This is a genomic window from Komagataeibacter rhaeticus (genome assembly GCF_011611525.1).
GTDB lineage: Bacteria > Pseudomonadota > Alphaproteobacteria > Acetobacterales > Acetobacteraceae > Komagataeibacter > Komagataeibacter rhaeticus.
In genome coordinates this window covers 99,471-122,294 of sequence record NZ_CP050139.1, presented here as the reverse complement: position 1 = coordinate 122,294, position 22,824 = coordinate 99,471, and the positions used below count along the sequence as shown (strand labels likewise).

Sequence of the window (22,824 nt, the reverse complement as noted above, 5' to 3'; positions counted from 1 at the left end):
CCACACCCCCGGCCTTCAGGGTGTCACGATATAGGCGGCACCCTGCTCGCGCACATGGGTGTAGCGCGCGCGGACAATGCGCCACAGATCGGAAAACTCCCATATCTCGGCCGGTGGCCCGAAACGGGAACTGCTGACAAACGCCGCGATGCCGTGATGGTCCACCGCCTGTTGCAGGGCCGTGGCATCATGCGTTACCGCGACATGCTGGGAATAGTTGAAGAAATCGATCACCGCGGGCTTGGCCGCCCAGTAGCACAGGGCCAGCGTCTCGCACGCAACCTTGCCATCAATGGCGTGCACGGCGGCAATCGTCTCATTCCATGCCCCTTCATGCGCCGCGATGTCCGCCGCGCTGGTGTGATACAGGTAGGGCAGATAGGCCGGCAGGCTGACCACAACCGGCAGCAGGTTCAGCCCCACCACCCCGGCCAGGACGGGACGCGGCGGCAGGGTTCCCCACGTCTTCCCGCCACGCATCAGATACGATACGGCAAGGCCCGCGCACAGGGCGGCCGCGACCAGCGCCTCGAAACAGGCATTATGCGACACGCCCATGCCCATGCGCTGCACGATGGCGGAAGCGGCCGCAAGGAACAGGTACACCCCCACCAGCAGCCCGTAGCCATGGGCCAGACGCATCCGGCGCAGGAACAGGCAGGACACGCCCATGCCAGCCAGCCCCAGCACGTTTCCCATGCCCTTGAGCATGCCATGCACATGGAAGAGGCGCTTGTGACCAAAGACACCATGAACGAAATCCGGCCCGAAAGCGGCATAGAACAGGCCGCCCAGCAGACAGAAGGCCAGCAGGCAGCCGGACAGCCACGCAATGGCGCGCCGCCAGTCGGTCAGCACCAGCCACACGAAGGTCGCGGCCGGCAGGGCCAGGATATTATGCTTGAAGGTCAGCCCCGCCACCATCACGAAACCCGCGGCCATGGCCCGTAGCGTCATGCCGCGCCCGGCTTCCCCGCCACTGTCCACCAGCAGCAGGAACCCCAGCATCACAATCGCCTGCCCCAGCCATTGGGGGTCATCCATCCCGACATAATCACTATAGAAAACAGCACTATAGATGATAACAAGCAGTGCCGCGAACCACGCCCCGCCACGCGTGCCCCCCATGGCGCGCACGATGCGCCCGAGCGTAGCGGCACACACAAGCAGGGCCAGAAGGGAAATGATGCGCCCCGCCAGGATCATGTCCCCCAGCAGCCAGCCCAGCAGTCCTACGACATAGAAGGAACTGGGCGGATAATTGTTGAACACCATCTGGCCCGCAGGCGGGTAGAGCGGGGCATGATCCAGCCCCACGGCACGTCGCGCCAGATAGGCGTTCCACCCTTCGTTACTGGATAACGAGACATGACTGGCAATGAACGCCACATGGGGAGCGAGAAGAACAACGACAAAACATATTCCGAACAGAAGCCATACTGGACTTCCGGCATCCATTTCTCTTTTTTTGGAGTTCATGGTTTATATGTGACTTTTCTCTTTCGGAATACTTCAATACGCAGCAGGCCGACGATCCCCCTGAACAGGACGCATCTGGATATTCTTTTGCGCCAGACCTGACAATGCCCTGCCCCGACGGGCACCCGGATGACGGGTGGCCCATCCTGACCCGTAGCGGAGCGCACGGATACCTTCAGAATGTGGCTTAATAATTCCATATGTTACGCCGCCACCCCCGTGCAGGTGCAAACCGGATGGAAAATGCCCATATGGGACAGGGACCGCCTGGCCCCGGACGGGAGCAGAGCGATCAGGGCGCATGGGGCGTCCTCTCTTTCCCGGATGGATGGTTTTCTGCGATACATCGCACCCAGATATGCAGGAATGGAATATGCACAAGCTGAGACATGTCGTGACAGGCGTGATGCTGGCGCTGGTCGCATGGGGGGCACTGCTTCCGCAGGCCCATGCCGAATCCCGTGGTGGGCCGGGCGGCGGCGGCCGTGACGGTGGCGGATGGCACGGCGGCGGTGGCGGCTGGCGTGATGGCGGCGGCCGACGGGGTGGCTGGGGATGGGGCGGATGGGGTGGCTACTATTATGCCCCCGCCTATGCCGGCTGGGGATGGGGCTATCCGGGCTGGGGATGGGGTGGCGGCTGGGGATGGGGCTGGGGTGGCTATTACGCCGGTGCCGCCATGGGCGCTGCCGCCGCCGGCGCCAGTTACCAGGCCGCGCCGGAAATCTATAACGGCACCGGCAATACCGCGCCCGAGGATGACTCGGTCTATGACAGGGACCTGTCCACGCTGGTCAGCCCGCCTGCCCCTGCGGCAACACCCCGCCCCACCTGCCAGGCAGGGCAGGTCTATAATGACCTGACGGAAAGCTGTGACCGGCCCTAACACCCGGCCTGTCCGGAATACGGCGCGCCCGGTCCCTCCCCTCCGCATGGACAGGATGATCCGGGTGCATGGGCGGCAGGCTATCGCGCTTCCGGCGGGGTGGGGGGCTGGCGGGGAATCCAGCCCTGCAGTTCCTCGCGCACAAGGGTTTCAAGCAGGTCGATGGCGTCGGGCGAATTGTTCAGGCAGGGAATCAGGGCCAGTTCCCTGCCCCCGGCCTTTATGAAGGCATCGCCTGCCTCGTTACCGATTTCGTCCAGCGTTTCGATACAGTCGGAAATGAAGCCGGGCGTGATCACGGCAATCCGCTCGATTCCCCGTGCCGGCAGCGACTCGATAAACGGGGCGGTATAGGGTTCAAGCCATTTTGCCGGACCAAAGCGGGACTGGAAGGTCAGGGGCATCATCTGCGCGTCATATCCCATGGCATGACGCAGCGCGGTTATGGTGCGCCCGCATTCCGCCGCATAGGGATCGCCCTTTTCCACATAGACCCTGGGCAACCCGTGAAAGGACGCCACGATCATCTGCGGCTTGAAATCCAGCGTGCCAAGCCGTGCGGTAATGGAGCGGCCAAGGGCTGCGATATAGGCCGGATGGTCGGCAAAGGCTGGCAGGGTGCGGATGGCGGGCTGGTTGCGCATGCGCATGAGCGCGCGGAACGCCTGGTCATTGGCCGTGGCGGTGGTGGTGGCGCTGTACTGCGGGTAAAGCGGGGCCAGAAGAATCCGGTCGCATCCCTGCGCCACCAGTTCATGCAGCGCCTGACGGATGGAGGGCCTGCCATAGCGCATGCCCCAGGCCACCGGCACGCCATCCGCCGCAAGCCGTGCGCCCAGCCCCTCCGCCTGATCACGGGTATAGGTGCGCAGCGGGCTTTCATCACGATCGTGATGCCAGATGCGGTGATAGGCCTCGCCCGATCTGCGGGGGCGGAAGGTCAGCACCGGCCCATACAGGATGGGCTTCCAGATCAGGGGGCTGGCTTCGATAATACGCCGGTCCGACAGGAATTCCGCCAGGTAACGCCGCACGGCGGCATAGCCGGTGCCATCCGGGGTGCCCAGATTGCTCAGCAGCACCCCGGTGCGTGGCGCGGCGTCCCTGTGCGGTGCCGCGCGGTGTACGGTAATGAATGTCATGCCATCGCTGCTACAGGAAGCCGTGGCAGGATGCAAAGCAGGGGCAGCACACCCCCTGCCGCCTGATTACATGCCCCGCCCATGGCGACGGGCCCGTACCCGCACGGGCTGGAGCGCCGGGGCCTGCATGGTGAAATAACGCGCCACGCCGGCAACACCCAGCAGGGCAACAACGGGGGAAAGCATCTGGACAAAAGTGAGCATCACGGTCCCTTTCCATATCGGACAGGAAACCAGTGAACCGCGCGTCTCCCTCCCCCGTCAATCAAAAACATGAGCGGACTGCGCCAGCGCCACGCATTTGCGCATGAGCGAGGGCAGGGCCACGGCCCCGTCCCCCACGCGGTGGACCATGCCCTGCGCCCCGACCAGACTGTTGGGAAAGGTTTTTACACGGGCGGCATAGACATCCACCAGCAATGTAAAATGGGTAAAGACATGCCTGACCTGCCCCACTGCATGCCATTGCGGGCACAGGCGGGGGGCCGTGGGCGCATGGGCCAGGGCATCCGGCGCGGTCCACGGGCTGTCGCGCCATGCCGGCCCCGGCAGGCCCATCATGCCCCCCAGCAGCCCCTTTTCGGGGCGACGGACCAGCAGCAGGCCCCCGGCACCGTCCATCATGCAGAAATGTATTCCGTACCGCACGGGGCGCGCCGCCTTTGCCGCCCGGCGCGGCAGGGTGGCCGCGATTCCCTGCCGGTGCGCCGCACAGGCATCGCGCCACGGGCACAGCACGCAGGCGGGCGTGCGCGGCGTGCAGATACCGGCCCCGAGATCAAACAGGGCCTGCGCAAAATCGGATGGACGGGCGCGGGCCGGCGCATCGCCATTCAGCCCCATGGCCTGACGGGCGATGGCTTTGCGCGCGCCGGGCAGCGGGTCGGTCAGGGCGAAGAGTCGCGTGGTCACGCGCTCCACATTCCCGTCCACCGGCACGACGGGACGGCCAAAGGCGATGGCGGCAATCGCGGCGGCGGTATAGGCCCCGATTCCGGGCAGTTCCAGCAACCCCTCCACCGTGTCGGGAAACCGGCCACCGCGTGCCGCCACCACCTGCGCGCAGGCATGCAGGTTACGTGCCCGGGCGTAGTAGCCAAGCCCCGCCCATAACGCCATGACCCGATCCTGCGGGGCACGGGCCAGTGCTCCCACATCGGGGAAGGCCGCAAGGAAACGCTCGTAATACGGGATGACCGCCGTAACCGTGGTCTGCTGGAGCATGATCTCGCTCAGCCAGACCCGATAGGGGTCTGCACTCTGGCCCGGCAGGGCACGCCATGGCAGGATACGGCGGTGCCGGTCATACCAGTGCAACAGATCGGCAGCAGAAGGTAACACGGACCCGTTTATGACGAACCCGCCGCCCGCCAGCAAGCGAAAGAATGCCCCCACCCCGCCGGAACCGCCACGGCGGGCCATGCGCGCGCGCAGCCTGGCGTCGCTGCTGCCGGCTGTCAGCCGTCCGGTCTTTCGCAAGCAGTCGGCCGCCGCCGTGCAGGTCATGACGGACTGGCCGGATATTGTCGGCCCCCACCTGGCGGCCCTGACGGTGCCGCGCCGGTTGAGCGGGGGCACCCTTACGGTCGCCTGCTCCGGCCCGGTGGCGATGGAACTGCAGCACCTGGCCCCCACCGTGATCGCACGCATCAACACCACCTGCGGCCAGGGTGTGGTCAGCCGCCTGAAAATGGTGCAGGACCTGACCGTGCGCACCCGCCCGCCACAGCGGCCACGGCCAGCCGCCCCGCCTCCCCCGGTCCAGATCGACGACATGCCCGACGGGCCGCTGAAGGATGCGCTGGCACGACTGGGTGGATGGATGGGCACACGGCGCAATCCGGGAAGCCGGTAAGACAGGCGGCCCGCGCCGGAACGGGGCAATCATGGCGGGTAAATCATAAAGAAATTTTAAGGTGGTCCCGGCAAGGATTTTCCGGAACGCTAACCCGCAGATCCCCTGTTTTAAAAAAGAGCAGCAGCCAAAGGCTTTTATTATGATTTGCCAGCCCGGCGCATCAGGCCCGGAATACCGTACCAGCCCTGCATGCCCGCCGATCTGTTGCACAGGAGCGTGTGGCGGGCTGGATATTTACCAGCCCCATGCCAATATCGGCGGGAGCACGATGCCTGGGAAAAGGAAGCGAGCCGATGCGTAAGGTGGCCCTGTTGCTGGCTGTATCCATGGGACTGGCCGGTATGTTGCCCGCCTCCTCCGCCTATGCCTGGCGTGGTGGCGGCTGGGGCGGTGGCTGGCATGGGGGCGGATGGCGTGGCGGCGGCTGGGGCTGGCGTCCCGGCTGGGGCTGGGGCGGCTTTGGCATGGGCATTGCGGCGGGAACGGCGCTTGGGGTTGCCATGTCCCCCTATCGCTACCGGCCCTATTACGGTTACGGGTATGGTTATCCGGCCTATGGCTATCCGCCGCCGCCCTATGCCTATCCCGCACCGCCACCCCCGCCGCCCCCGGCCTATTATGGTGGCTATTACGGCGGTTATTACCGCTAGGCCGGGTTCCGCGCGGCCTGCACGAACTGATGGATCAGGGACGCGGATTTGACACCGGGGGCGGATTCCACCCCCGATGAGACATCAACCGCCCGCGCCCCGGCCTGCCGTATGGCGCGCCGGACATTGCCGGGGTTGAGACCACCCGCCAGCAGCCATGGCGCCGGGGCCTGCCACCGCGCCGTCAGGCCCCAGTCAAAGCTGCGGGCATTGCCCCCCGGCCGGTCCGACCCGGCAGGCGGACGGGATTCAATGACCAGCCCGTCCACGGCACAGGCATGCGGCAGGTCGGCGGGGGCTGCGACCCCGGCCGCCAGCCATACCGGCAGGCCGAAACGCGCCCGGATGGCCACGGCGCGCGCGGCATCATCATAGATCTGCAACCCGTCAAGGGGCACATGATCCAGAACCTGCCTGATCGCATCATCCGTGGGATGGACGAACAGGCCGATACGCTGCGGGCCATCAGGGGGTATGGCGCGGGCCAGCCTGCCCGCGACATCTGCCGTGACATGACGGGGGGAGCGTTCAAAAAACACGAACCCGACCCAGTCGGCCCCCGCCGCACAGGCCGCGTCCACTCCCGCGCGGTCACGCAGGCCGCATATCTTGACACGTACCGTCATCATCCGTTCGCCCTGAAGAAGGTCTGGGTACACTTCATTGATGAAAAAATAAAAACCGCCGGATATCGCCCTTTTCCATAAAGACGGCGTGCCCCCAGGCTTTCCCAAAAAAACTGGCGGCCCCGAACGGGCATTCAGGCTGCCAGTTCGGCCGCAATGGCGGCGGCGGCGGCGGCCGGGTCAGCCGCACGGGTAATGGGACGGCCCACCACAATCCAGTCGGCCCCGGCGGCCCGGGCCTGCGCGGGTGTCATGATCCGTTTCTGGTCGCCCGCCGCACTCCCGGCGGGGCGGATACCGGGCACCACCAGAACGGGATCTTCCCCCAGAGCCTGCCGCAGGGGCGTGATCTCGTGCGGGGAACAGACCAGCCCATCCGCCCCGGCTTCCATGGCCAGACGGCCAAGCCGAATCACCTGTGCTTTCACACTGCCCGGCACGCCAATTTCATGCAGCCCGGCTTCATCCATGCTGGTCAGCACGGTCACACCCAGCAGCAGGGGACGGGCCTGCGCGGGAAACGTTGCGTCCACCGCCGCCCGTGCGGCAGCGATCATGGCCCGGCCGCCAGAGGCATGGATGGTCAGCATGGCGGGCCGCACGCCCGCAAGGCTGCCAATGGCGGAGGCCACGGTATTGGGAATGTCGTGCAGTTTCAGGTCCAGGAACAGCGGGCTGTCACCCGCCACGGCCCGCACCGCCTCCAGCCCGCTTGCATAGGTGAACTCCAGCCCCAGCTTGACCGCGCCCGCATGGGCGGCGGTTGCCTGCCGCCAGTTCACGGCCTGCGCCGTATCCTTGGTATCGAGGGCAACAATCAGGCGGGTGGACCGTCCACGCATTGGCGGTACTCCAGAAACGGGCAACAGGTTACGGGCCGGGACAGGCGGCAGGAATTCAGGAAGCCGGGGGCCGTTCCGTGGTAACAGGGGCTTCGGTCACGGCCATGCCCCCGGTGGATGGGGCCGCCGGCTGCGTCATCGCGGGCTGGCCTGCCGCATAGGCCTGCACCATGGGGGAATCAGCCGGGGCGGAGGCCAGTCCGGGCGGGCGGGCCCCTGCCGCATCATCAGCCGGCAGGCGTGCCCGCAGGGTGCGCAGTTCCTGTTCGGCACGGCGGGCGCGGCGCATCTGGCGCAGCACCACGATCCATGCACTGGCCGAGCCGGTGGCATAGAACAGGGCGGCCACCAGCAGGGCCAGCACGCCGGGCGAGGACGTCCATTTCCACTGCAGCCATGACAGTTCCACCGGCGCCTGGTTGCAGGCCGCGAAAATGATCAGTGCCACGATCACGGGCAGGGTAATGAAAAGACGTATCATGATCCTGTTCCCTACCCCCAACAACCGGCACCTGCAAGAAAATCAATTCATGCGACGGGCCGCTTGCGCCGCCGGCCGCCCCCATGCTTGCCTGCGGGAGAGGCACCATAAACCGGGACAGGGACAGGGCAATGGGCAAGGTTGTCGCATTCCGGACCACTGCACGCCGTGACGAATCCTGGGCGGTCGTGGCGACCACCGGGCGCGAGACACGCATCGCCAGCATCTACCCCACCCGCGCCGCCGCCGAGGCGGATTGCGAATGGCGCAGCCGGCAGGTGGCCGCCTACCGCAATTTTCTTGAACGCAATGCCGTCGCGATACCGCATTACAGCATCCGCCCCTATCGCCGCGCGGACCTGCCACGCGCGTGGCGCCCCCTGCCGGCACTGGGGTTCCTGCACGGGCGGTGCTGAACCCATGCCACCCGGACATGACAGGTCGCCCGGACACGGCGGGCGGCATGCCGGATTACCGCAGCCTGACCGGCTGGCCAAACACCAGGACATCCGCTTCGGGACAGTGCAGGACATGGGCGGGCGGCCCCATGTCCCTGTACAGCGTCGCCAGATCTTCCTTCCCGTCATCAACGAAGTAATTGAATACGGGCATGCCGTCGAAACCATGCACGTCATGCGCGTACAGGTCGGGATTATTACCCCAGATGAAGATGTGGTTCCCATCCGTCACCTGCTCGATCTGCAATGCCCAGTCCGAGGACGCCTCCAGCTTTCGCGACAGCCAGTACTGCGCCAGCCCGCCCCGCAGGCCCAGCCTGTCATGATTTTGGGAAATGCAGCTCTCAAGCGGGGAATGCCATCCGGCGAGCCTGTTTCCATGGTTGCCGATCAGCACGAAATACATGAACGCGCATGGCAGGCAGACCATCGCATAATCCGACATTTTCCTGACGGCAGCAGGATCAGGGCATGACACAAGAAAGATGATCGACCACCAGGTAACCGGCAGGGCATACCGGTAAACCGATACGTCAACATACGACACCGACAATATGCACAAGGATATTATGGATGCGGCATAGCCGTGGTAAAACAACCGCTCCTTATAAGGTGCGATGGCCTTTGCGGATATTTTCGCACCTATCCTGATGAACGGAATGATGGACAGCGCGAACAGGGCCAGACAGCAGAAGGCCCGGACACTGAAGCACGCGGAATACAGGATTTCCGGCAGGGCCAGCAGCGGGAAGTGCTTGAACACGCCCCCCAGGTTCTGCTTGTAAAGCAGTTCCTGCCCCACAAACCCGACGGTACAGGCCCCCAGCAGGAACAGGGAAGGCCCGATCCCGTCCTTCAGCGCGACCCGGACCGGGGTCGTGTCTTTCCTGTGCCGCAGCGCGAACAGGCCGGTCGACAGGGCAAAGGGGACCGCGAATGTTGTCACGAACAGGGGATCACTGAAGGTGGCGACAAGGCACAGGCAGGCTGTCGGGCAAAAATTCGCAATCCGGCCGCCCCTGCCATATTCCCAGTTCGCCAGTGTCGCCGCCAGCAGCGACAGCATGAAGGCACTGCCATGATAGGCGGGCAGGAACAGTTCCAGCAGCCCGGATACGTCACGAAGGCCCTGTACATGCACGCCAGCCGATACGCATGCCACAACAGCCGCCAGAGTAAAGGAAGACACGAACAGGGCCTGTGGCCAGGCCAGGTCGCCCATGCGCCAGATGACGGACGCCAGGCAGGCGGTCATCAGGCACAGCGAGAGCAGGAAAAAACCATCCAGCGCGACGCGCCAGTCCAGCCGGACACTTTCGGCCAGCCAGAACCAGAGCATGTCCGGAAACAGGCTGGGCACGCGCGGCCACTGGAAATGCTGCCAGGCGTGCGGTACATGCCACATCTCCCACCCCATCCGGGGCAGGACAAGACTGTCCGAATTGATGACCATATCCAGGATACCGGGCGCATCACAAAATATTCTTGTGTAAAAAAGATATGAAATGACAGTCGCACCCACGGAAAGCGACAGGTACTTCATGTTTTCCCATACTGTCATATTGGTAATTCAAAACCCTGTTCCGATCCTGACCCTATAACAGATATCCGCCGGGAACCATCAATTCCTCCATTGCGGGGCATGGCCCGGCCGGATGGAAAATATTGCCGCCTGAACACCCGTGCCTCTCCCACGCCCGTGGCCTGACGGATGCGACCCATAGCGCCGGGACACGTTGCTTTTGCATCCATAACAGGCACAATCGCCTCTCCCCGTCCGGGCTGCCGGATGCCTGTTTTCACATATGGAGTATGCATGACCGCCTCCCCTTCCACCCTTTCTCCAGTCCTGGAACAGGCGGACCGCACACTCGATGCGGCATTGGCGCGGCTGTTCGCGTTCCTGCGCATTCCCAGCATCTCCACCCAGCCCGAACATGCCGATGACTGCAGGCGGGCAGCGATGTGGCTGCGTGATGAACTTGACGGCCTCGGCTTTGACGTCACCATGCATGAAACACCCGGCCACCCCATTCTGGTCGCCCATGACCGCACGCCCCCCGCCGGGCCGCATGTGCTGTTCTATGGCCATTACGACGTGCAGCCCGTCGACCCGCTGGCCCTGTGGGCAAGCGGTCCGTTCGAGCCGGGGCTGGTTGCTGGCCCGGATGGCGCAAGGCGCATCGTCGCGCGCGGCGCGTCGGACGACAAGGGCCAGGTCATGACCTTCATCGAGGCCATCCGCGCCATCCGCGCCACCACGGGCACCCTGCCGGTGCGCGTCTCGCTGCTGATCGAAGGCGAGGAAGAATGCGGCGGCCCCAATCTTGTCCCCTTCATGGAAGCCCACCGGGATGAACTGCGCGCCGAAGTAGGGCTGATCTGCGATACCGCCATGCTGCCCGGCGTGCCCGCCATCACCACCACGCTGCGCGGCATGCTGGGCGAGGAAATCCACCTGCGCTGCGCAACGCGCGACCTGCATTCCGGCATATACGGCAACGCCGCGCGCAACCCGGCGGAACTGCTGTGTACCGTCCTGTCGTCCATCCGCGATGGTGAAACCGGCCGCGTCGTGCTGCCCGGCTTTTACGCGGGCGTGGAAGACCCCTCACCCGCGCTCCGTGCGCGCTGGCGCGAAATCGCACCCGATGACGCGACCTTCCTTGGGGAAGTAGGGCTTTCCATCCCGGCGGGCGAGAAAGGCTATACCGCCATCGAGCAGACATGGTGCCGCCCCAGTTTCGAGATCAATGGCATCTCCAGCGGTTATACCGGCGAGGGTTTCAAGACCGTGCTGCCGGGCGAGGCCGTGGCCAAGGTCTCGTTCCGGCTGGTGGCGGGGCAGGACCCCGTGCGCATCCGGCAGGCTTTCTGCGCCCATGTGCGTGCCATGCTGCCCGACGACTGCACGGTCACCTTCACCCCCTGCGGCGGCTCGATGGCCAGTGCGCTGCCCGATGATGCCTTCGGCCTGCGGCCGACCCTGCAGGCACTGAGTGATGAATGGAACACCCCGGCCGTGACCATCGGCTGTGGCGGCTCGATCCCGGTTGCGGGCGACATGCAGCGCATACTGGACATGCCTGCCCTGCTGGTGGGGTTTGCGCTGGATGATGACCGCGCCCATTCGCCCAACGAGAAATATGAACTGACCTCCTTCCACAAGGGCATGCGTTCATGGATCCGCATCCTGCACGCCATGGCCCCCGCAGATGCCTGAGGAAAACCGCCCCCTTGCCCTGACCATGGGCGACCCGGCGGGAATCGGGCCGGAAATCACGGCGGGCGCGTGGCAGGCCCTGCGCGGCGGCACCATCCGTTTTGCCGTGGTGGGGGACGCGGCCCTGATCGCGCGCCACGGCGTGCCGGTGCGCGACATCGGCACCATCGCGCAGGTGGCGGACGTGTTTGCCCAGGCAGTGCCCGTGCTGCCGGTCGCCCTTGCCGCCCCCGTCACCCCCGGCCAGCCGGACAGCCGCAACGCTGGCGCCATCACCACATCCATCGCGCGTGCGGTGGAACTGGCCCGCAACGGGCAGGCGGGCGCGGTGGTGACCAACCCGATCAGCAAGATCGTGCTGAAGAAGGCGGGGTTCGCCTATCCCGGCCATACCGAATATCTTGCCGCCCTGTGCAACGTGCCGGGGCGCGAGGTGATGATGCTGGCCTGCCCCGAACTGCGCGTGGTGCCCATCACCATCCATGTCAGCCTGCGCCGCGCGCTGGACGAACTCTCGACCGAAGGCATCATCGCCGCCACCCGCACCACCCATGCGGCCCTGATCCGTGATTTCGGCATTGCGGCCCCCCGCATCGCCATGGCCGGGCTGAACCCCCATGCGGGTGAGGACGGCAGCATGGGCACGGAAGAGCAGACCCTCATCATCCCTGCAATCGAAACCCTGCGCCGTGACGGCATGGACATCACCGGCCCCTGGCCGCCGGACACCCTGTTCACGCCCCCCGCACGCGCGCGCTATGACGTGGCGATGTGCATGTACCATGACCAGGCGCTGATCCCGCTCAAGACCATCGACATGACAAACGGGGTCAACACCACGCTGGGGCTGCCGATCATCCGCACGTCACCCGACCACGGCACGGCCTTTGACATCGCCGGGCGCGGCGTGGCCGACCCGGCCAGCCTTGTCGCCGCCCTGCGCATGGCAGGCCGGATGGCCGAACACAGGAACCCGACATGAACACCTTTCCCTCCGCCCCGGTCCGGCTGGGCGTGAACATCGACCACGTCGCCACCGTGCGCAACGCGCGTGGCGGCACGCATCCCGACCCGGTGCTGGCGGCACTGCTGGCCCAGGAATCCGGGGCGGATGGCATTACCGCCCATCTGCGCGAGGATCGCCGCCACATCCGCGATGCCGACCTTGAGCGCCTGCGCGCAGCACTTGCCATTCCACTGAACATGGAAATGGCGGCCACCGAGGAAATGACCACCATCGCCACCCGCCTGCGCCCGCATGCCTGCTGCCTGGTACCCGAACGGCGGCAGGAGGTCACGACCGAAGGCGGGCTGGACGTGCGCGGGCAGGCCGCAAGCCTTGCCCCGCGCATCACGCGCATGCGGGATGCCGGAATCCGGGTTTCACTCTTTATCGACCCTGATGCCGCCCAGATCGAAGCCGCCGCACAACTGGGCGCGGCCGTGGTCGAACTGCATACCGGCGCCTATGCCGATGCGGTGGATGAGGCCGCCCGTGCGGTGGAACTGGGCCGCCTGGCCATGGGGGCGGAACATGCGGCGCGATGCGGGCTGGAAGTCCATGCGGGCCATGGCCTGAGCTATGAAAACGTAAGTCCCGTCGCGGCCCTGCCGCAGGTGATGGAACTGAACATCGGGCATTTCCTGATCGGGCAGGCCATTTTTGACGGGCTGCCCGCAGTCATCCGCCACATGAAAGCGGTCATGGCGGCGGCACGAAGCGCTTAAAAAACAAGACGTTTTTGGTGAAGCTTTTTCCCAAAAAGCTTCGAAGAACGCCGCCTTTTTGAAAAAAGGCGGCACCCAAAAACGTCTGATCCCTATTTTTTATGGTTCAGCCGCCCGTGCCGCCCACGGTCAGGCCGGTCATCTTGAGCGTGGGCTGGCCAACGCCCACCGGCACGCCCTGCCCCGACTTGCCACAGGTGCCGATGCCGGGGTCCAGCGCGGGTTCGCTGCCAATCATGGTGACCTTGGTCATGGCATCCGCGCCATTGCCGATCAGGGTGGCCCCGCGCACGGGGAATGTGATCTTCCCGTCCTCGATCATATACGCCTCGGACGCGGCGAACACGAACTTGCCGGACGTGATATCCACCTGACCCCCGCCAAAATTGACCGCGTACAGGCCACGTTTCGTGCTGCGGATCATGTCCTCGGTCGTGGCGTCACCACCCAGCATGATGGTGTTGGTCATGCGCGGCATGGGCGCGTGGGCATAGGACTGCCGACGCCCGTTGCCCGTCGGCGGCACACCCATCAGCCGGGCATTGAGCCGGTCCTGCAGGTAGCCGGTCAGGATGCCATCCTCGATCATCACGGTGCGGCTGGTGGGGGTACCTTCATCATCGATGGTCAGGCTGCCCCGGCGCTCGGGCAGGGTGCCATCATCCACCACGGTCACACCCGGTGCCGCCACCCGCTTGCCCATAAGCCCCGCAAAGGCCGATGTGCCCTTGCGGTTGAAATCCCCTTCCAGCCCATGGCCCACGGCCTCATGCAGCAGGATGCCGGGCCAGCCGGCACCCAGTACCACTTCCATCTCGCCCGCAGGCGCGGGCCGGGCATCCAGGTTGACCAGCGCCATGCGCAGGGCCTCGTCAACCGCGCCCTGCCAGACCTGCGGTGCAAGCAGGCGGGTATAGGCATAACGCCCGCCCAGGCCGTGGCCGCCACTTTCACGCCGCCCGTCCTGTTCCACCACCACCGATACATTCATGCGTACCAGCGGTCGGATATCGGCCATGCGCTGCCCGTCGGGGCGGATGATCTGCACGGCCTGCCATTCCGCCGAAAGCGATGCCATGACCTGTACCACACGCGGATCACGCGCGCGGGCATAGGCATCCAGTTCGGACAGCATGGCGGCACGGGAGGCAAACGTGCCCTCCGCCAGCGGGTTGATGTCGGGATACAGGCGGTGGTTGGTCGCGCGCGGCCCCACGGCCAGCGTGCCGGTGCGGCCGGAGCGGATCTGGGTCACGGTCTCGGCCGCGCGGCGGATGGCACTTTCGCTGATTTCATCGGAATGGGCGAAGCCGGTTTCCTCTTCCAGCACGGCACGCAGGCCAAAGCCGGATGAGGTATCGAAGGTGGCGGAGCGGATCACGCCTTCATCAAGGGAAATGGCCTCGCTTTCACGATATTCTAGGAAAAGCTCGCCATCATCCATGCCGGTAAGCGCCTGGTTGACCAGACGCTCGGCATCCGGGCGGCCAAGGCGGGCACCGGCGCGTTCGTAAAACAGGGCATCGGTTGCGGCCAGCGGGGTAAGACCCTGAAGGGATGAGGGCATGAAGCGGCGACTCCGGTTGGCGGAACGGGAAAAAATCACGAACGCTCGGCCCATGTGGGGCCAAAAGGGCACCCAGCATAGCCGGTTTCACCCCATGGGGGAAAGCGGGTGCCTGTTCATGACAGCCACCATGCCTGAAAATGAACTTCCCTCCATCCGCACGGTTTCCCTTTGTGATACCAGACCAAGGCAGGGCATTGTGCAAAGATCAGGTTTTCATTGTTCGGAGAAATGGCGTCTCGTGAAAGTTTCCCTCCTGTGCGGTTCAAGTCTGTCCCGGTCCGCGCCCCGTCAGGCCGGGCTTGTGCTGGCCGGCCTTCTCTACGCCGGTACGTCAGCACTGGCCCAGACAGCACCCGCCACCCCACAGGCGGAACTGGCAGCTGCGCCCGCTTCCATCTCATCCGCACCGCACGGTACGGATGGGACGGCAGCGGCTCCCGCCCTTTCCACCCCGCCGCCCGCGGCCGAACCGGTAACTGACGGGGCGCAGACCTATTCCGTCCCGACACCCGAACCGCTTTCGGGGAGCGGCAGCATGCCACCCGCGCCACAGGACCCGACACCCGCCCCCCACACGCCGCCACAGGCCGCGCCCACGCAGGAGGCCACACCCGGATCAGCCCCCCCCACCGGGGCCACGGGCACGCAGCCTGCCCAGTCCGCACCACAATCCGCGCCGCAACCCGCGCCATCCGCCGCCCCGGCAGCACCGCCCGGCACCGCTACGGTCCCGGCACAGGACGGCGCACCCGCCGCCGCCCCACCGGCCCCTGCTGGCACGGCCATGCCCGCAGGCCCGGATCAGGCCAGCCAGACCGCGCCCGCCCCGCCGCCCGCGCCGGGCACCCAGCCCGCGCAGGTCGTGCACAAGGAAGGACCGGCTTCCAGCGGCAGCACACCCGTCCCCCCCGCCACCGCCCTGCTGTCCGACGCGGGGGCGCCGGCGGCACTGGCGCAGGACCTGCGGCCGCCCTCCATCGTGCTGGCGGGCCTGTTTGAGGCCATTGGCGAGGCGCATATCTATACCGATGCCAAGACCGCGGCCGACGCCATACCCGACGAGGCCCCGGCCGACCTGATGGCGGAATACAACACCGCCCGGCTGCGGCCCGATTTCTCGCTGAAGGATTTCGTGGCCCGGCACTTCACCCTGCCCGAACGCAAGACCGTATCCTACCAGCGCAGCCCCGATGAAAACGTGCGCGACTACATAAACGGCATGTGGGACGTGCTGAGCCGCCCGCCCGACACGCAGGTGGCCTATTCCTCCCAGCTGCCGCTGCCCTATACCTACGTGGTGCCGGGCGGGCGTTTCAGTGAGCTGTATTACTGGGACAGCTACTTCACCATGATCGGGCTGTACGAAAACCAGAAGATCGACCTCATGCGCGACATGATCCGCGACATGGCCTCGATGATCGACCGCTACGGCCACATTCCCAACGGCAGCCGGACCTATTACCTCAGCCGTTCGCAGGCACCGTTCTTCTCGCTCATGGTGGACCTGCTGGCCATGCATGACGGACAGGTGGCCTACACCACCTTCCTGCCCGAACTGCAGGCGGAATACGATTACTGGATGGACGGGCAGGATTCCGTGCCCCCCGGCGGGGCCTACCGCCATGTGGTCCGCCTGCCCGACGGCACGGTCATGAACCGCCACTGGGATGACATGGACACCCCGCGCGATGAAAGCTACCCGGAGGACATCGCCACCGCCGCCCAGTCCGGCCGCCCGAAGGAAGAAGTCTACCGTGACCTGCGCGCGGGGTCGGAAACGGGGTGGGACTTCTCCTCGCGCTGGCTGGCCGACGGGCATACCCTGTCCACCATCCACACCACGGACCTGCTGACGGTGGAACTCAACTTCCTGATCCCGCACCTGCAGCAGACCCTGGCGCATGCCTATGACCTGAAGGGCGACAAGGAAGCCGCCGCCCGCTACAGCCGCCTGGCGCAGGGGCGCATAGACGCCGCGCAGCGTATCCTGTGGGATGAACGGCGTGCCGCCTTCATCGACTATGACTGGAAGAAGGGGGAATCCACCTCCATCCTGTCGGGCGCTACCGCCGTGCCGCTGTTCCTGCAGATGGCAACACCGGAACAGGCCAAGGCCGTGTCCGAGACCATCCGCAAGGAACTGCTCAAGGTCGGTGGCCTGATCGCCACCGAACGCAGCGGCAGCGGCCAGCAGTGGGATTCGCCCAATGGCTGGGCGCCGCTGCAGTGGATGGCGGTCAAGGGCCTGAACCAGTACGGCTATGACGCGCTGGCCAGCGATATCGCGGCCCGGTGGATGGGGCGTGTGATCGGCACGTATGAAAAATCCGGCGTGCTGCTGGAAAAATACGACGTGGTCAATCCCTTCATCAGCCCCAAGGGCGGCAAGGGTGGCGGCGAATACCCCATGCAGATCGGCTTTGGCTGGACCAATGGCACGCTGCTTGGCCTGATGAACCGCTACCCGCAGAACACCCGCGTGGTGCTTGACCGCAACCCGGCGGCGGACCAGCCATCGCCCCAGCCCCTGCCGCCCATGAATGCCTATGGCGTGCAGAGCGACAGCGATGCCCTGAGCCGCTACACCCAGCCGACCGTAACCCTGACCCCGCGCCCGGTTGCCCCGACCCCGGCGCTGCCGCAGATGTCGACCGTGGGGGCAAGTGCCCCCACCCCCACCACGATCATACCGGGCGCGCCACCAGCCAGACCCGCCACTACGGCTACGGATACGCCGGCGGCCACGGGACAGACAGCACAACCCGCCGCATCACAACCCGCCAGCACCACAACCGGAACACCGGCGGCAGCCCCATCCGGCGCGCCCGCGCAGGCCGTGCCCGCCGCAACCGCCCCCGGGTCGGTACCGCCGGCTGGCACGGAACAGGCGGCCGGGGCCACGCAGGCGGCCACGCCGTCCTCCGCCGCGCCTTCATCAAAGGATGATGGCGCGACCACGGCCCCGTCCCCGACAGCGGATCAGGCCACACAGGACGCCACGACGGCTGGCCGCCCCGCAGCGGGCGAGAACGTGGTTCCTTCCAAATAGAACAGATCAGGGGGAGCCGCCGCAACGGGCGGCTCCCCGTTTTTCACGACCGGGAAGCGGTTCAGGCGTCAGGACGGCAGACGGACGCTTCTGTCCGTCTGGGGCCTTCATTCATTCATACCCGCCAGGGCGCGGGAGAACTGGGTGTAATCTGGCGTGCCGCCGCATTGCGAATTGACGTGATACAGGCAGACACCCGTCTTGCAGGTGATCTTCCGCGCATCGGGATTGAAGATGTCGAATCCGTCGCCCCCGATGACGTAGTTGTATTGCGATGCGGGCACATCGCCGTCACGGCCGGATGTCAGCAGATACAGGGCATGGCCCGGTTTCATGTGGCTGTAGCCACCCGACAGCCACCATCCGCCATCCCGCCCCACCAGCGCCATGCCGCACATGTCGGGCATCTGCGCCGCCTTCATCTGCATGACCATGATCCGGTTGTTGCGATGGATTTCATCCGCATAGGATGACGCAAAGACCCCCAGTTCCAGAACCACCATCCCCCCCACCACCAGTGGAAGGGGCATGACGCGGCCCGAGCGGACCAGTCCGGCAAGGGCCAGTGATGCCACAAGGATCACGATCGGGATCGCGGCATAGATGAAGGACATTTCCTTATGGGAAATGAGCGAAAAATATAACAGGATGAATAATGGAATGGATGCCATGTATTGCTGTTGCCGCATGCCTTTCCAGAACAGCCAGCATACCGGCACAAAGGCCGCGCCCCAGTAATGGAACAGTCCGAACAGGTAGAATGCCATAGGCATGCTGCCATAACGAAGGGCGACCCCTTCGTTCACGTTCATCTGGAAATTCTTGTATATGGACTGAAACGGATGGCCCAGCGTCTGGTAATCCACGATACCCAGCACACATACGGGCACGACCAGACCACCCGCGATCGGGACAATGGCACGCGGCCCCGCCAGATAGACCACAAGGGCGACTTCCAGCAGGAGTGCTGGCGCCAGATGGAAACGGAATGCAAAGGCGCAGCCGGCCAGCAGCCCGGACAGGAACAGCACGGGCGCGCGGACATGCGCCCTGCCCCGCCGTTTCATCGCGATGTAGATGACAAGCACACTCAGCACCAGCATGTTGCCGCCAATGGTTTCACCCAGCGTGCGGAAGGATGCATTGACCATGTCGGGCCAGAAGGCAGCGGCCATTCCACAGATCCATGCGCCCTCCAGCCCCTCGGTCAGCCATCCGGCCCAGACAAAACCCGCGACCAGCGCCAGTGAGCCCACCGCCAGCACACTGCGCACGAAACTGGCGCTATACCCAAGTCCAAGCGCATGACCGGCCTTCAGCATGCCCGCAATCATGTCCGGCAGCAGCCAGGAGCGGATTCCGTGGCGCCATTCCCATGTAAAGACACCATGGCCGGTAATATGATGGTAGGCTGGCTCCATATACTGGAAGAACTCGTCTGCCCGTAATGGCCCAGGGGACAGGAAAACCAGCAGGATACGGATGGCAAGCGCCAGGAACAGTATGACGGCCAGCGGCAGGTACACAGTCTCTCGGAAGGTGCCGGAACAGGATCTCATGCTACTTTTCTGCCATGACATAGCGGGAACGGGCGGAAGCGCCAGCCGTCCGGATGGTGTGGCGGCGTAATGCGGCTATCCGGTCCCGGGAGCCAGCCTGCCCGGTTCAGGACTGTCCGGGGCCGGACGGGACGGGCGTATGATAAACAGCATCATGCCACCGCCCGACAAGCCAATAAGTGTGACCATCGTGTTTCGGTCCAGCCCGAACGATGCCAGGCGTGCCCGGCCTTTCCTGCCCGTGCCGCGCCGATCCCGACACAGCCCCAGGCACGTCCCGCCTGGCAGGGAATGCCGCCGTCACCATTGAAAAAACAGAATTCCATGTCCCAACGCACAGGGCGCGCCGGATAGGGGTGATCCCCTGCGCTGAAACATTCCCGGTGCGCCATATTTGAGGAATTTCCCTGTTTCCTGCGACATTTGTCATCCCATGATGAATCTTGTCAGGAGATCGGACGTACCATATGGATAGCCCGTCTGACCGGGTGAAAGGAAAAAACTGCTTTGGGAAATCTGCGTGGAAGACAGATATTTCCAGCGCTGGCCGCCATGGGCCTCTTTGCCTTCATGGCTACGCTGTACTGTTCTGGCTTCACATCCCTCTACCGCAGTCTCATCAAGCTGTGGGGCATCCATCCCTTTCCCGTACCCTTCATCGATACCGATACGGTCCTTTCCGCGATCCGTTGCATCAACAGGGGCGTGGACGTTTATGTCGCCAACCCGTGCGACCTGCTGGACCGGGTCTATGACTATTCACCGTTATGGACCGTACTGCGCGTCTTTCCCATGACACCGGCCTGGCTGCCACCCATCGGGCTGGGGGTGGATATGGCCTTTCTCGCCTCCCTGCTGCTGCTGCCCGCGGGCCGGTCATGGCGCGATACGCGATGGATTACGGCCGGGGTCGTCTCCAGCGCCAGCCTGTTTGCACTCGAACGGGGCAATAATGACCTGATCCTGTTCGTACTGGCCGCCAGCGCGGCCACGCTGGCCTGCCGGTCATATGGCTTCCGCCTGGTCGGATATGGACTGGCCCTGCTGGCCGGACTGCTCAAATATTATCCCATGACCCTGATGCTGATCGCCACACGCGAAAGACCGCTCCGCTTCCTTGGTGTTGCGGCTGCCAGCACGCTGCTGGTGGCGCTGTTTGTCATCATCAGCTGGCATGACCTGACACGGGCACTGACACTGATCCCGACCGGTTCCTACTTTGGAGACATGTTCGGCGCCCGGACACTGGGGGGCGGCCTGACGGAACGCATGGGACTGCCAGCCACCGCGGCGCGGATCATGGAAGGCGTGATGTCCCTGGCCGCCTTTGGCACCGGTGTCAGGCTTGGCATCCATTCGCGCGCGACAGCGGCCCTGAACGAGCGGGAGCGTTCCTTCCTGCTGGTGGGGGCGCTGCTGGTCCTGAGTTGTTTCTTTACCGCACAGAACATCGGCTACCGTGCCATCCATCTCATCCTTGTGCTGCCAGCCCTGTCGGCCCTGCGTGATACAAGCAGCCTGCGCCGCTTTCGTTACGCGCTGCCACTGGCACTGGGGGCCTTATGGTCGGGCACATGGTATCATGACCTTGTTTCCATAGACGGTGCCCTGACCCACCGTCACGGCACGACCGTCGTCCAGTCGGCGCTCTGGCTGCTGCGGGAAGGAATGTGGTGGGTGCTGGTCACAATCCTGATAGCCTGCGTGACAGAACTCCTGCTTGCCTCCACCCTTGTCAGGGCCTGCCGTCCCCATGCATCGGACGGATGCATGCCATGCGATGCGGGCAACCCGCCTGTATAAAAAGTTTTTTTTCGCAATTCGTTACAGACTGTCATCACAATGCGCGATAATGACTATTCCGGTATTGAAACGTACCATCCCGCCGGAACATGCCGATGAATGTGCCTTACAGGAATAAAAAAGAAGTCCTTCTTCCGCTTGCCCTCTTTTCCCTGCTGCTTCTGGTCCGTTTCCATTCCGCCCTGCTGCAGGGTGGGCGTTTCATGGCGGAAGAAGGCAGCATATTCTTTGAAAAGGCCTGCACCTCCTCCTGGTACGATGCCCTTTTCTATTCCTATGGCGGCTACCTGAACATCGTGGCCAATGCCAGCACACTGCTGGCCTTCCACTTCATGCCGGTTGCGGATGCGCCCTATCTTACCATGGCCATTGCCCTGCTGTTCCAGCTCTGTGCGCCCCTGATTATATTGACCGCCCGGGATGCATGGCTTTCGACATTCAGGGTCCGCTGTACCGTTACCGCCCTGCTGCTGCTTGTTCCCGAATCCGCGGAAGTGTCCCTGCACAGCATCCATTCCCAATATCACCTTGCCCTGTGCTGCGGACTGATCGTGTCCATGGCGACAGAAACGGGATGGCGTGAATCCCTGCGCCGCATCCTGCTTTTCCTGGCGCCCCTCAGCGGCCCGGGAGGGGTCATACTGGCGCCGCTCTTCATCCTGCGCGCCCTGGTCGACCGTTCGCGTTCCAGGCTGGCCGAGTGCCTGATCATCAACCTGTCAAGCGCGATACAGATGCTCTTCTTCTTCCACAAGTTCAATGACAGGGTATACAACTTCAATTTCTGTGATTTCGTCCTGGTATTTCTTAGCCGCTACATCATGTACCCCTTCATCGGGTTCAAGCATTTCGTCGTCCATGCGGGCCATCATCTCCAGAAAATGGAAATGGCGGGCGATACCCCCTATTCCCTTGTGATTCTGACACTTCTCCTGATCGTACTGCTGGCCGGCATACTGGTCAGGCAGGCCATCCGCGACAGGGATGCGCGTGAAGCGGTCTGGTTCGCGCTGGCTGCGGGTCTTCATGGCTCGGCCTCGCTATACGGCGCGCTGGGCGGGGCGGTCACCGCGCTTCCGGCTGGCTGTGCCGAACGATATGTTTTTGTCGGCCAGTCCCTGTTTGCCGTCAGCATTGCCTGCCTGGCCGTGACGGGAACCCGGACCATCAGGAAAATCTGCGCGTATCTCGTACCCATCATGCTGGTGATGGGGGCCTATCATTATGTGGCCACCGGCAAGAACATGCTGCATGGTCCCTCATGGTGGGGTGAAGTCGCGCTGTGGCGGCATGACCATAGCCATGCCCTGCGGGTCTGGCCCGCGGAACCCGAATGGACCATGCATCTGCCCTGAATGATGTCCGTACGCCCCTTGCCGGGCACAGTGCACGGGGCGGAAAGGGACCTGAAATCCATCAGGACCGGGAACAGCCTGCTGATAAAAAACGAAAGTCCGGGATGTCGCCTTT

20 protein-coding genes are annotated in these 22,824 nt (G+C 64.5%); 10 read left to right on the top strand and 10 right to left on the bottom strand.

What is annotated here, in order from left to right:
- Positions 1-15: 15 nt before the first annotated feature.
- Positions 16-1,389 (bottom strand): glycosyltransferase family protein, encoded by a 1,374-nt coding sequence (locus GWK63_RS00535; RefSeq protein WP_007397110.1) that lies wholly within the window; start codon positions 1,387-1,389, stop codon positions 16-18.
- Positions 1,390-1,852: 463 nt separating this feature from the next.
- Between GWK63_RS00535 and GWK63_RS00530 the strand changes: the two genes are divergently transcribed.
- A complete protein-coding gene (locus tag GWK63_RS00530) occupies positions 1,853-2,365 on the top strand; it encodes a hypothetical protein (RefSeq protein ID WP_223846599.1) in 513 nt (170 codons plus the stop codon).
- Between the two features lie 80 nt (positions 2,366-2,445).
- Here GWK63_RS00530 and hemH read toward each other — a convergent pair whose 3' ends face one another.
- The 3 genes from hemH to GWK63_RS00515 all read right to left on the bottom strand — a co-directional run bounded on the left by hemH (position 2,446) and on the right by GWK63_RS00515 (position 4,848).
- On the bottom strand, positions 2,446-3,507 hold the full coding sequence (hemH, locus tag GWK63_RS00525) for a ferrochelatase (protein ID WP_039998527.1): 1,062 nt from the start codon (positions 3,505-3,507) through the stop codon (positions 2,446-2,448).
- 66 nt (positions 3,508-3,573) lie between these two features.
- Complete coding sequence (locus tag GWK63_RS00520; protein ID WP_166498083.1) at positions 3,574-3,711, bottom strand: hypothetical protein; 138 nt, start codon at positions 3,709-3,711, stop codon at positions 3,574-3,576.
- A 57-nt stretch (positions 3,712-3,768) separates the two neighbouring features.
- Positions 3,769-4,848, bottom strand: coding sequence for an A/G-specific adenine glycosylase (locus GWK63_RS00515; protein ID WP_034927247.1), 1,080 nt, complete (start codon positions 4,846-4,848; stop codon positions 3,769-3,771).
- Between the two features lie 79 nt (positions 4,849-4,927).
- On the opposite strand from GWK63_RS00515, the gene GWK63_RS00510 reads away from it, so the two are divergent.
- On the top strand, positions 4,928-5,362 hold the full coding sequence (locus GWK63_RS00510; protein ID WP_039998528.1) for a DUF721 domain-containing protein: 435 nt from the start codon (positions 4,928-4,930) through the stop codon (positions 5,360-5,362).
- A 296-nt stretch (positions 5,363-5,658) separates the two neighbouring features.
- On the top strand, positions 5,659-6,015 hold the full coding sequence (locus GWK63_RS00505; RefSeq protein ID WP_034926809.1) for a hypothetical protein: 357 nt from the start codon (positions 5,659-5,661) through the stop codon (positions 6,013-6,015).
- Here GWK63_RS00505 and GWK63_RS00500 read toward each other — a convergent pair.
- The 3 genes from GWK63_RS00500 to GWK63_RS00490 all read right to left on the bottom strand — a co-directional run bounded on the left by GWK63_RS00500 (position 6,012) and on the right by GWK63_RS00490 (position 7,964).
- Positions 6,012-6,641: a phosphoribosylanthranilate isomerase gene (locus tag GWK63_RS00500; RefSeq protein WP_039998531.1), complete on the bottom strand. Its 630-nt coding sequence runs from the start codon at positions 6,639-6,641 to the stop codon at positions 6,012-6,014. The genes GWK63_RS00505 and GWK63_RS00500 overlap by 4 nt on opposite strands.
- A gap of 134 nt (positions 6,642-6,775) precedes the next feature.
- Positions 6,776-7,483, bottom strand: coding sequence for an orotidine-5'-phosphate decarboxylase (gene pyrF, locus GWK63_RS00495; protein ID WP_007397121.1), 708 nt, complete (start codon positions 7,481-7,483; stop codon positions 6,776-6,778).
- A gap of 55 nt (positions 7,484-7,538) precedes the next feature.
- On the bottom strand, positions 7,539-7,964 hold the full coding sequence (locus GWK63_RS00490) for a LapA family protein (RefSeq protein WP_007397122.1): 426 nt from the start codon (positions 7,962-7,964) through the stop codon (positions 7,539-7,541).
- 131 nt (positions 7,965-8,095) lie between these two features.
- Here GWK63_RS00490 and GWK63_RS00485 point away from each other — a divergent pair, with 131 nt between their 5' ends.
- The gene (locus GWK63_RS00485) at positions 8,096-8,380 is read left to right on the top strand and encodes a hypothetical protein (RefSeq protein WP_007397123.1); all 285 of its coding nucleotides are present in this window, start codon (positions 8,096-8,098) and stop codon (positions 8,378-8,380) included.
- A 55-nt stretch (positions 8,381-8,435) separates the two neighbouring features.
- On the opposite strand, the gene GWK63_RS00480 is transcribed toward GWK63_RS00485, so the two are convergent.
- Positions 8,436-9,875 (bottom strand): hypothetical protein, encoded by a 1,440-nt coding sequence (locus GWK63_RS00480; RefSeq protein ID WP_034927242.1) that lies wholly within the window; start codon positions 9,873-9,875, stop codon positions 8,436-8,438.
- A gap of 363 nt (positions 9,876-10,238) precedes the next feature.
- Between GWK63_RS00480 and GWK63_RS00475 the strand changes: the two genes are divergently transcribed.
- Genes GWK63_RS00475 through GWK63_RS00465 form a run of 3 tightly spaced genes read left to right on the top strand, consistent with a single transcriptional unit; the run spans position 10,239 to position 13,373 of the window.
- Positions 10,239-11,645, top strand: coding sequence for a M20/M25/M40 family metallo-hydrolase (locus tag GWK63_RS00475; protein WP_039998529.1), 1,407 nt, complete (start codon positions 10,239-10,241; stop codon positions 11,643-11,645).
- Positions 11,638-12,627: a 4-hydroxythreonine-4-phosphate dehydrogenase PdxA gene (gene pdxA / locus GWK63_RS00470; RefSeq protein ID WP_007397126.1), complete on the top strand. Its 990-nt coding sequence runs from the start codon at positions 11,638-11,640 to the stop codon at positions 12,625-12,627. The genes GWK63_RS00475 and pdxA overlap by 8 nt, the downstream gene beginning before the upstream one ends.
- Positions 12,624-13,373 (top strand): pyridoxine 5'-phosphate synthase, encoded by a 750-nt coding sequence (locus tag GWK63_RS00465; RefSeq protein WP_007397127.1) that lies wholly within the window; start codon positions 12,624-12,626, stop codon positions 13,371-13,373. The genes pdxA and GWK63_RS00465 overlap by 4 nt, the downstream gene beginning before the upstream one ends.
- A gap of 106 nt (positions 13,374-13,479) precedes the next feature.
- On the opposite strand, the gene tldD is transcribed toward GWK63_RS00465, so the two are convergent.
- Positions 13,480-14,940 (bottom strand): metalloprotease TldD, encoded by a 1,461-nt coding sequence (gene tldD / locus GWK63_RS00460; RefSeq protein ID WP_007397128.1) that lies wholly within the window; start codon positions 14,938-14,940, stop codon positions 13,480-13,482.
- 787 nt (positions 14,941-15,727) lie between these two features.
- On the opposite strand from tldD, the gene treF reads away from it, so the two are divergent.
- Positions 15,728-17,992 carry an alpha,alpha-trehalase TreF gene (gene treF / locus GWK63_RS00455; protein ID WP_396415495.1) on the top strand — a complete coding sequence of 755 codons (2,265 nt, stop codon included), beginning with the start codon at positions 15,728-15,730 and terminating at the stop codon, positions 17,990-17,992.
- Positions 17,993-18,099: 107 nt separating this feature from the next.
- On the opposite strand, the gene GWK63_RS00450 is transcribed toward treF, so the two are convergent.
- Positions 18,100-19,551 (bottom strand): glycosyltransferase family protein, encoded by a 1,452-nt coding sequence (locus GWK63_RS00450; protein WP_157772022.1) that lies wholly within the window; start codon positions 19,549-19,551, stop codon positions 18,100-18,102.
- Positions 19,552-20,058: 507 nt separating this feature from the next.
- Here GWK63_RS00450 and GWK63_RS00445 point away from each other — a divergent pair.
- Positions 20,059-21,354, top strand: coding sequence for a hypothetical protein (locus GWK63_RS00445; RefSeq protein ID WP_007397133.1), 1,296 nt, complete (start codon positions 20,059-20,061; stop codon positions 21,352-21,354).
- A gap of 95 nt (positions 21,355-21,449) precedes the next feature.
- Positions 21,450-22,709 (top strand): hypothetical protein, encoded by a 1,260-nt coding sequence (locus GWK63_RS00440; protein ID WP_223846598.1) that lies wholly within the window; start codon positions 21,450-21,452, stop codon positions 22,707-22,709.
- Positions 22,710-22,824 lie beyond the last annotated feature (115 nt).

Coding starts and splice junctions, on each gene's coding strand:
- GWK63_RS00530 (WP_223846599.1), top strand. CDS start 1,853: ATGCACAAGCTGAGACATGTCGTGACAGGCGTGATGCTGGCGCTGGTC.
- hemH (WP_039998527.1), bottom strand. CDS start 3,507: ATGACATTCATTACCGTACACCGCGCGGCACCGCACAGGGACGCCGCG.
- GWK63_RS00520 (WP_166498083.1), bottom strand. CDS start 3,711: ATGCTCACTTTTGTCCAGATGCTTTCCCCCGTTGTTGCCCTGCTGGGT.
- GWK63_RS00510 (WP_039998528.1), top strand. CDS start 4,928: ATGCGCGCGCGCAGCCTGGCGTCGCTGCTGCCGGCTGTCAGCCGTCCG.
- GWK63_RS00505 (WP_034926809.1), top strand. CDS start 5,659: ATGCGTAAGGTGGCCCTGTTGCTGGCTGTATCCATGGGACTGGCCGGT.
- GWK63_RS00500 (WP_039998531.1), bottom strand. CDS start 6,641: ATGACGGTACGTGTCAAGATATGCGGCCTGCGTGACCGCGCGGGAGTG.
- pyrF (WP_007397121.1), bottom strand. CDS start 7,483: ATGCGTGGACGGTCCACCCGCCTGATTGTTGCCCTCGATACCAAGGAT.
- GWK63_RS00490 (WP_007397122.1), bottom strand. CDS start 7,964: ATGATACGTCTTTTCATTACCCTGCCCGTGATCGTGGCACTGATCATT.
- GWK63_RS00485 (WP_007397123.1), top strand. CDS start 8,096: ATGGGCAAGGTTGTCGCATTCCGGACCACTGCACGCCGTGACGAATCC.
- GWK63_RS00480 (WP_034927242.1), bottom strand. CDS start 9,875: ATGGTCATCAATTCGGACAGTCTTGTCCTGCCCCGGATGGGGTGGGAG.
- GWK63_RS00475 (WP_039998529.1), top strand. CDS start 10,239: ATGACCGCCTCCCCTTCCACCCTTTCTCCAGTCCTGGAACAGGCGGAC.
- pdxA (WP_007397126.1), top strand. CDS start 11,638: ATGCCTGAGGAAAACCGCCCCCTTGCCCTGACCATGGGCGACCCGGCG.
- GWK63_RS00465 (WP_007397127.1), top strand. CDS start 12,624: ATGAACACCTTTCCCTCCGCCCCGGTCCGGCTGGGCGTGAACATCGAC.
- tldD (WP_007397128.1), bottom strand. CDS start 14,940: ATGCCCTCATCCCTTCAGGGTCTTACCCCGCTGGCCGCAACCGATGCC.
- treF (WP_396415495.1), top strand. CDS start 15,728: ATGCCCGCAGGCCCGGATCAGGCCAGCCAGACCGCGCCCGCCCCGCCG.
- GWK63_RS00450 (WP_157772022.1), bottom strand. CDS start 19,551: ATGAGATCCTGTTCCGGCACCTTCCGAGAGACTGTGTACCTGCCGCTG.
- GWK63_RS00440 (WP_223846598.1), top strand. CDS start 21,450: ATGAATGTGCCTTACAGGAATAAAAAAGAAGTCCTTCTTCCGCTTGCC.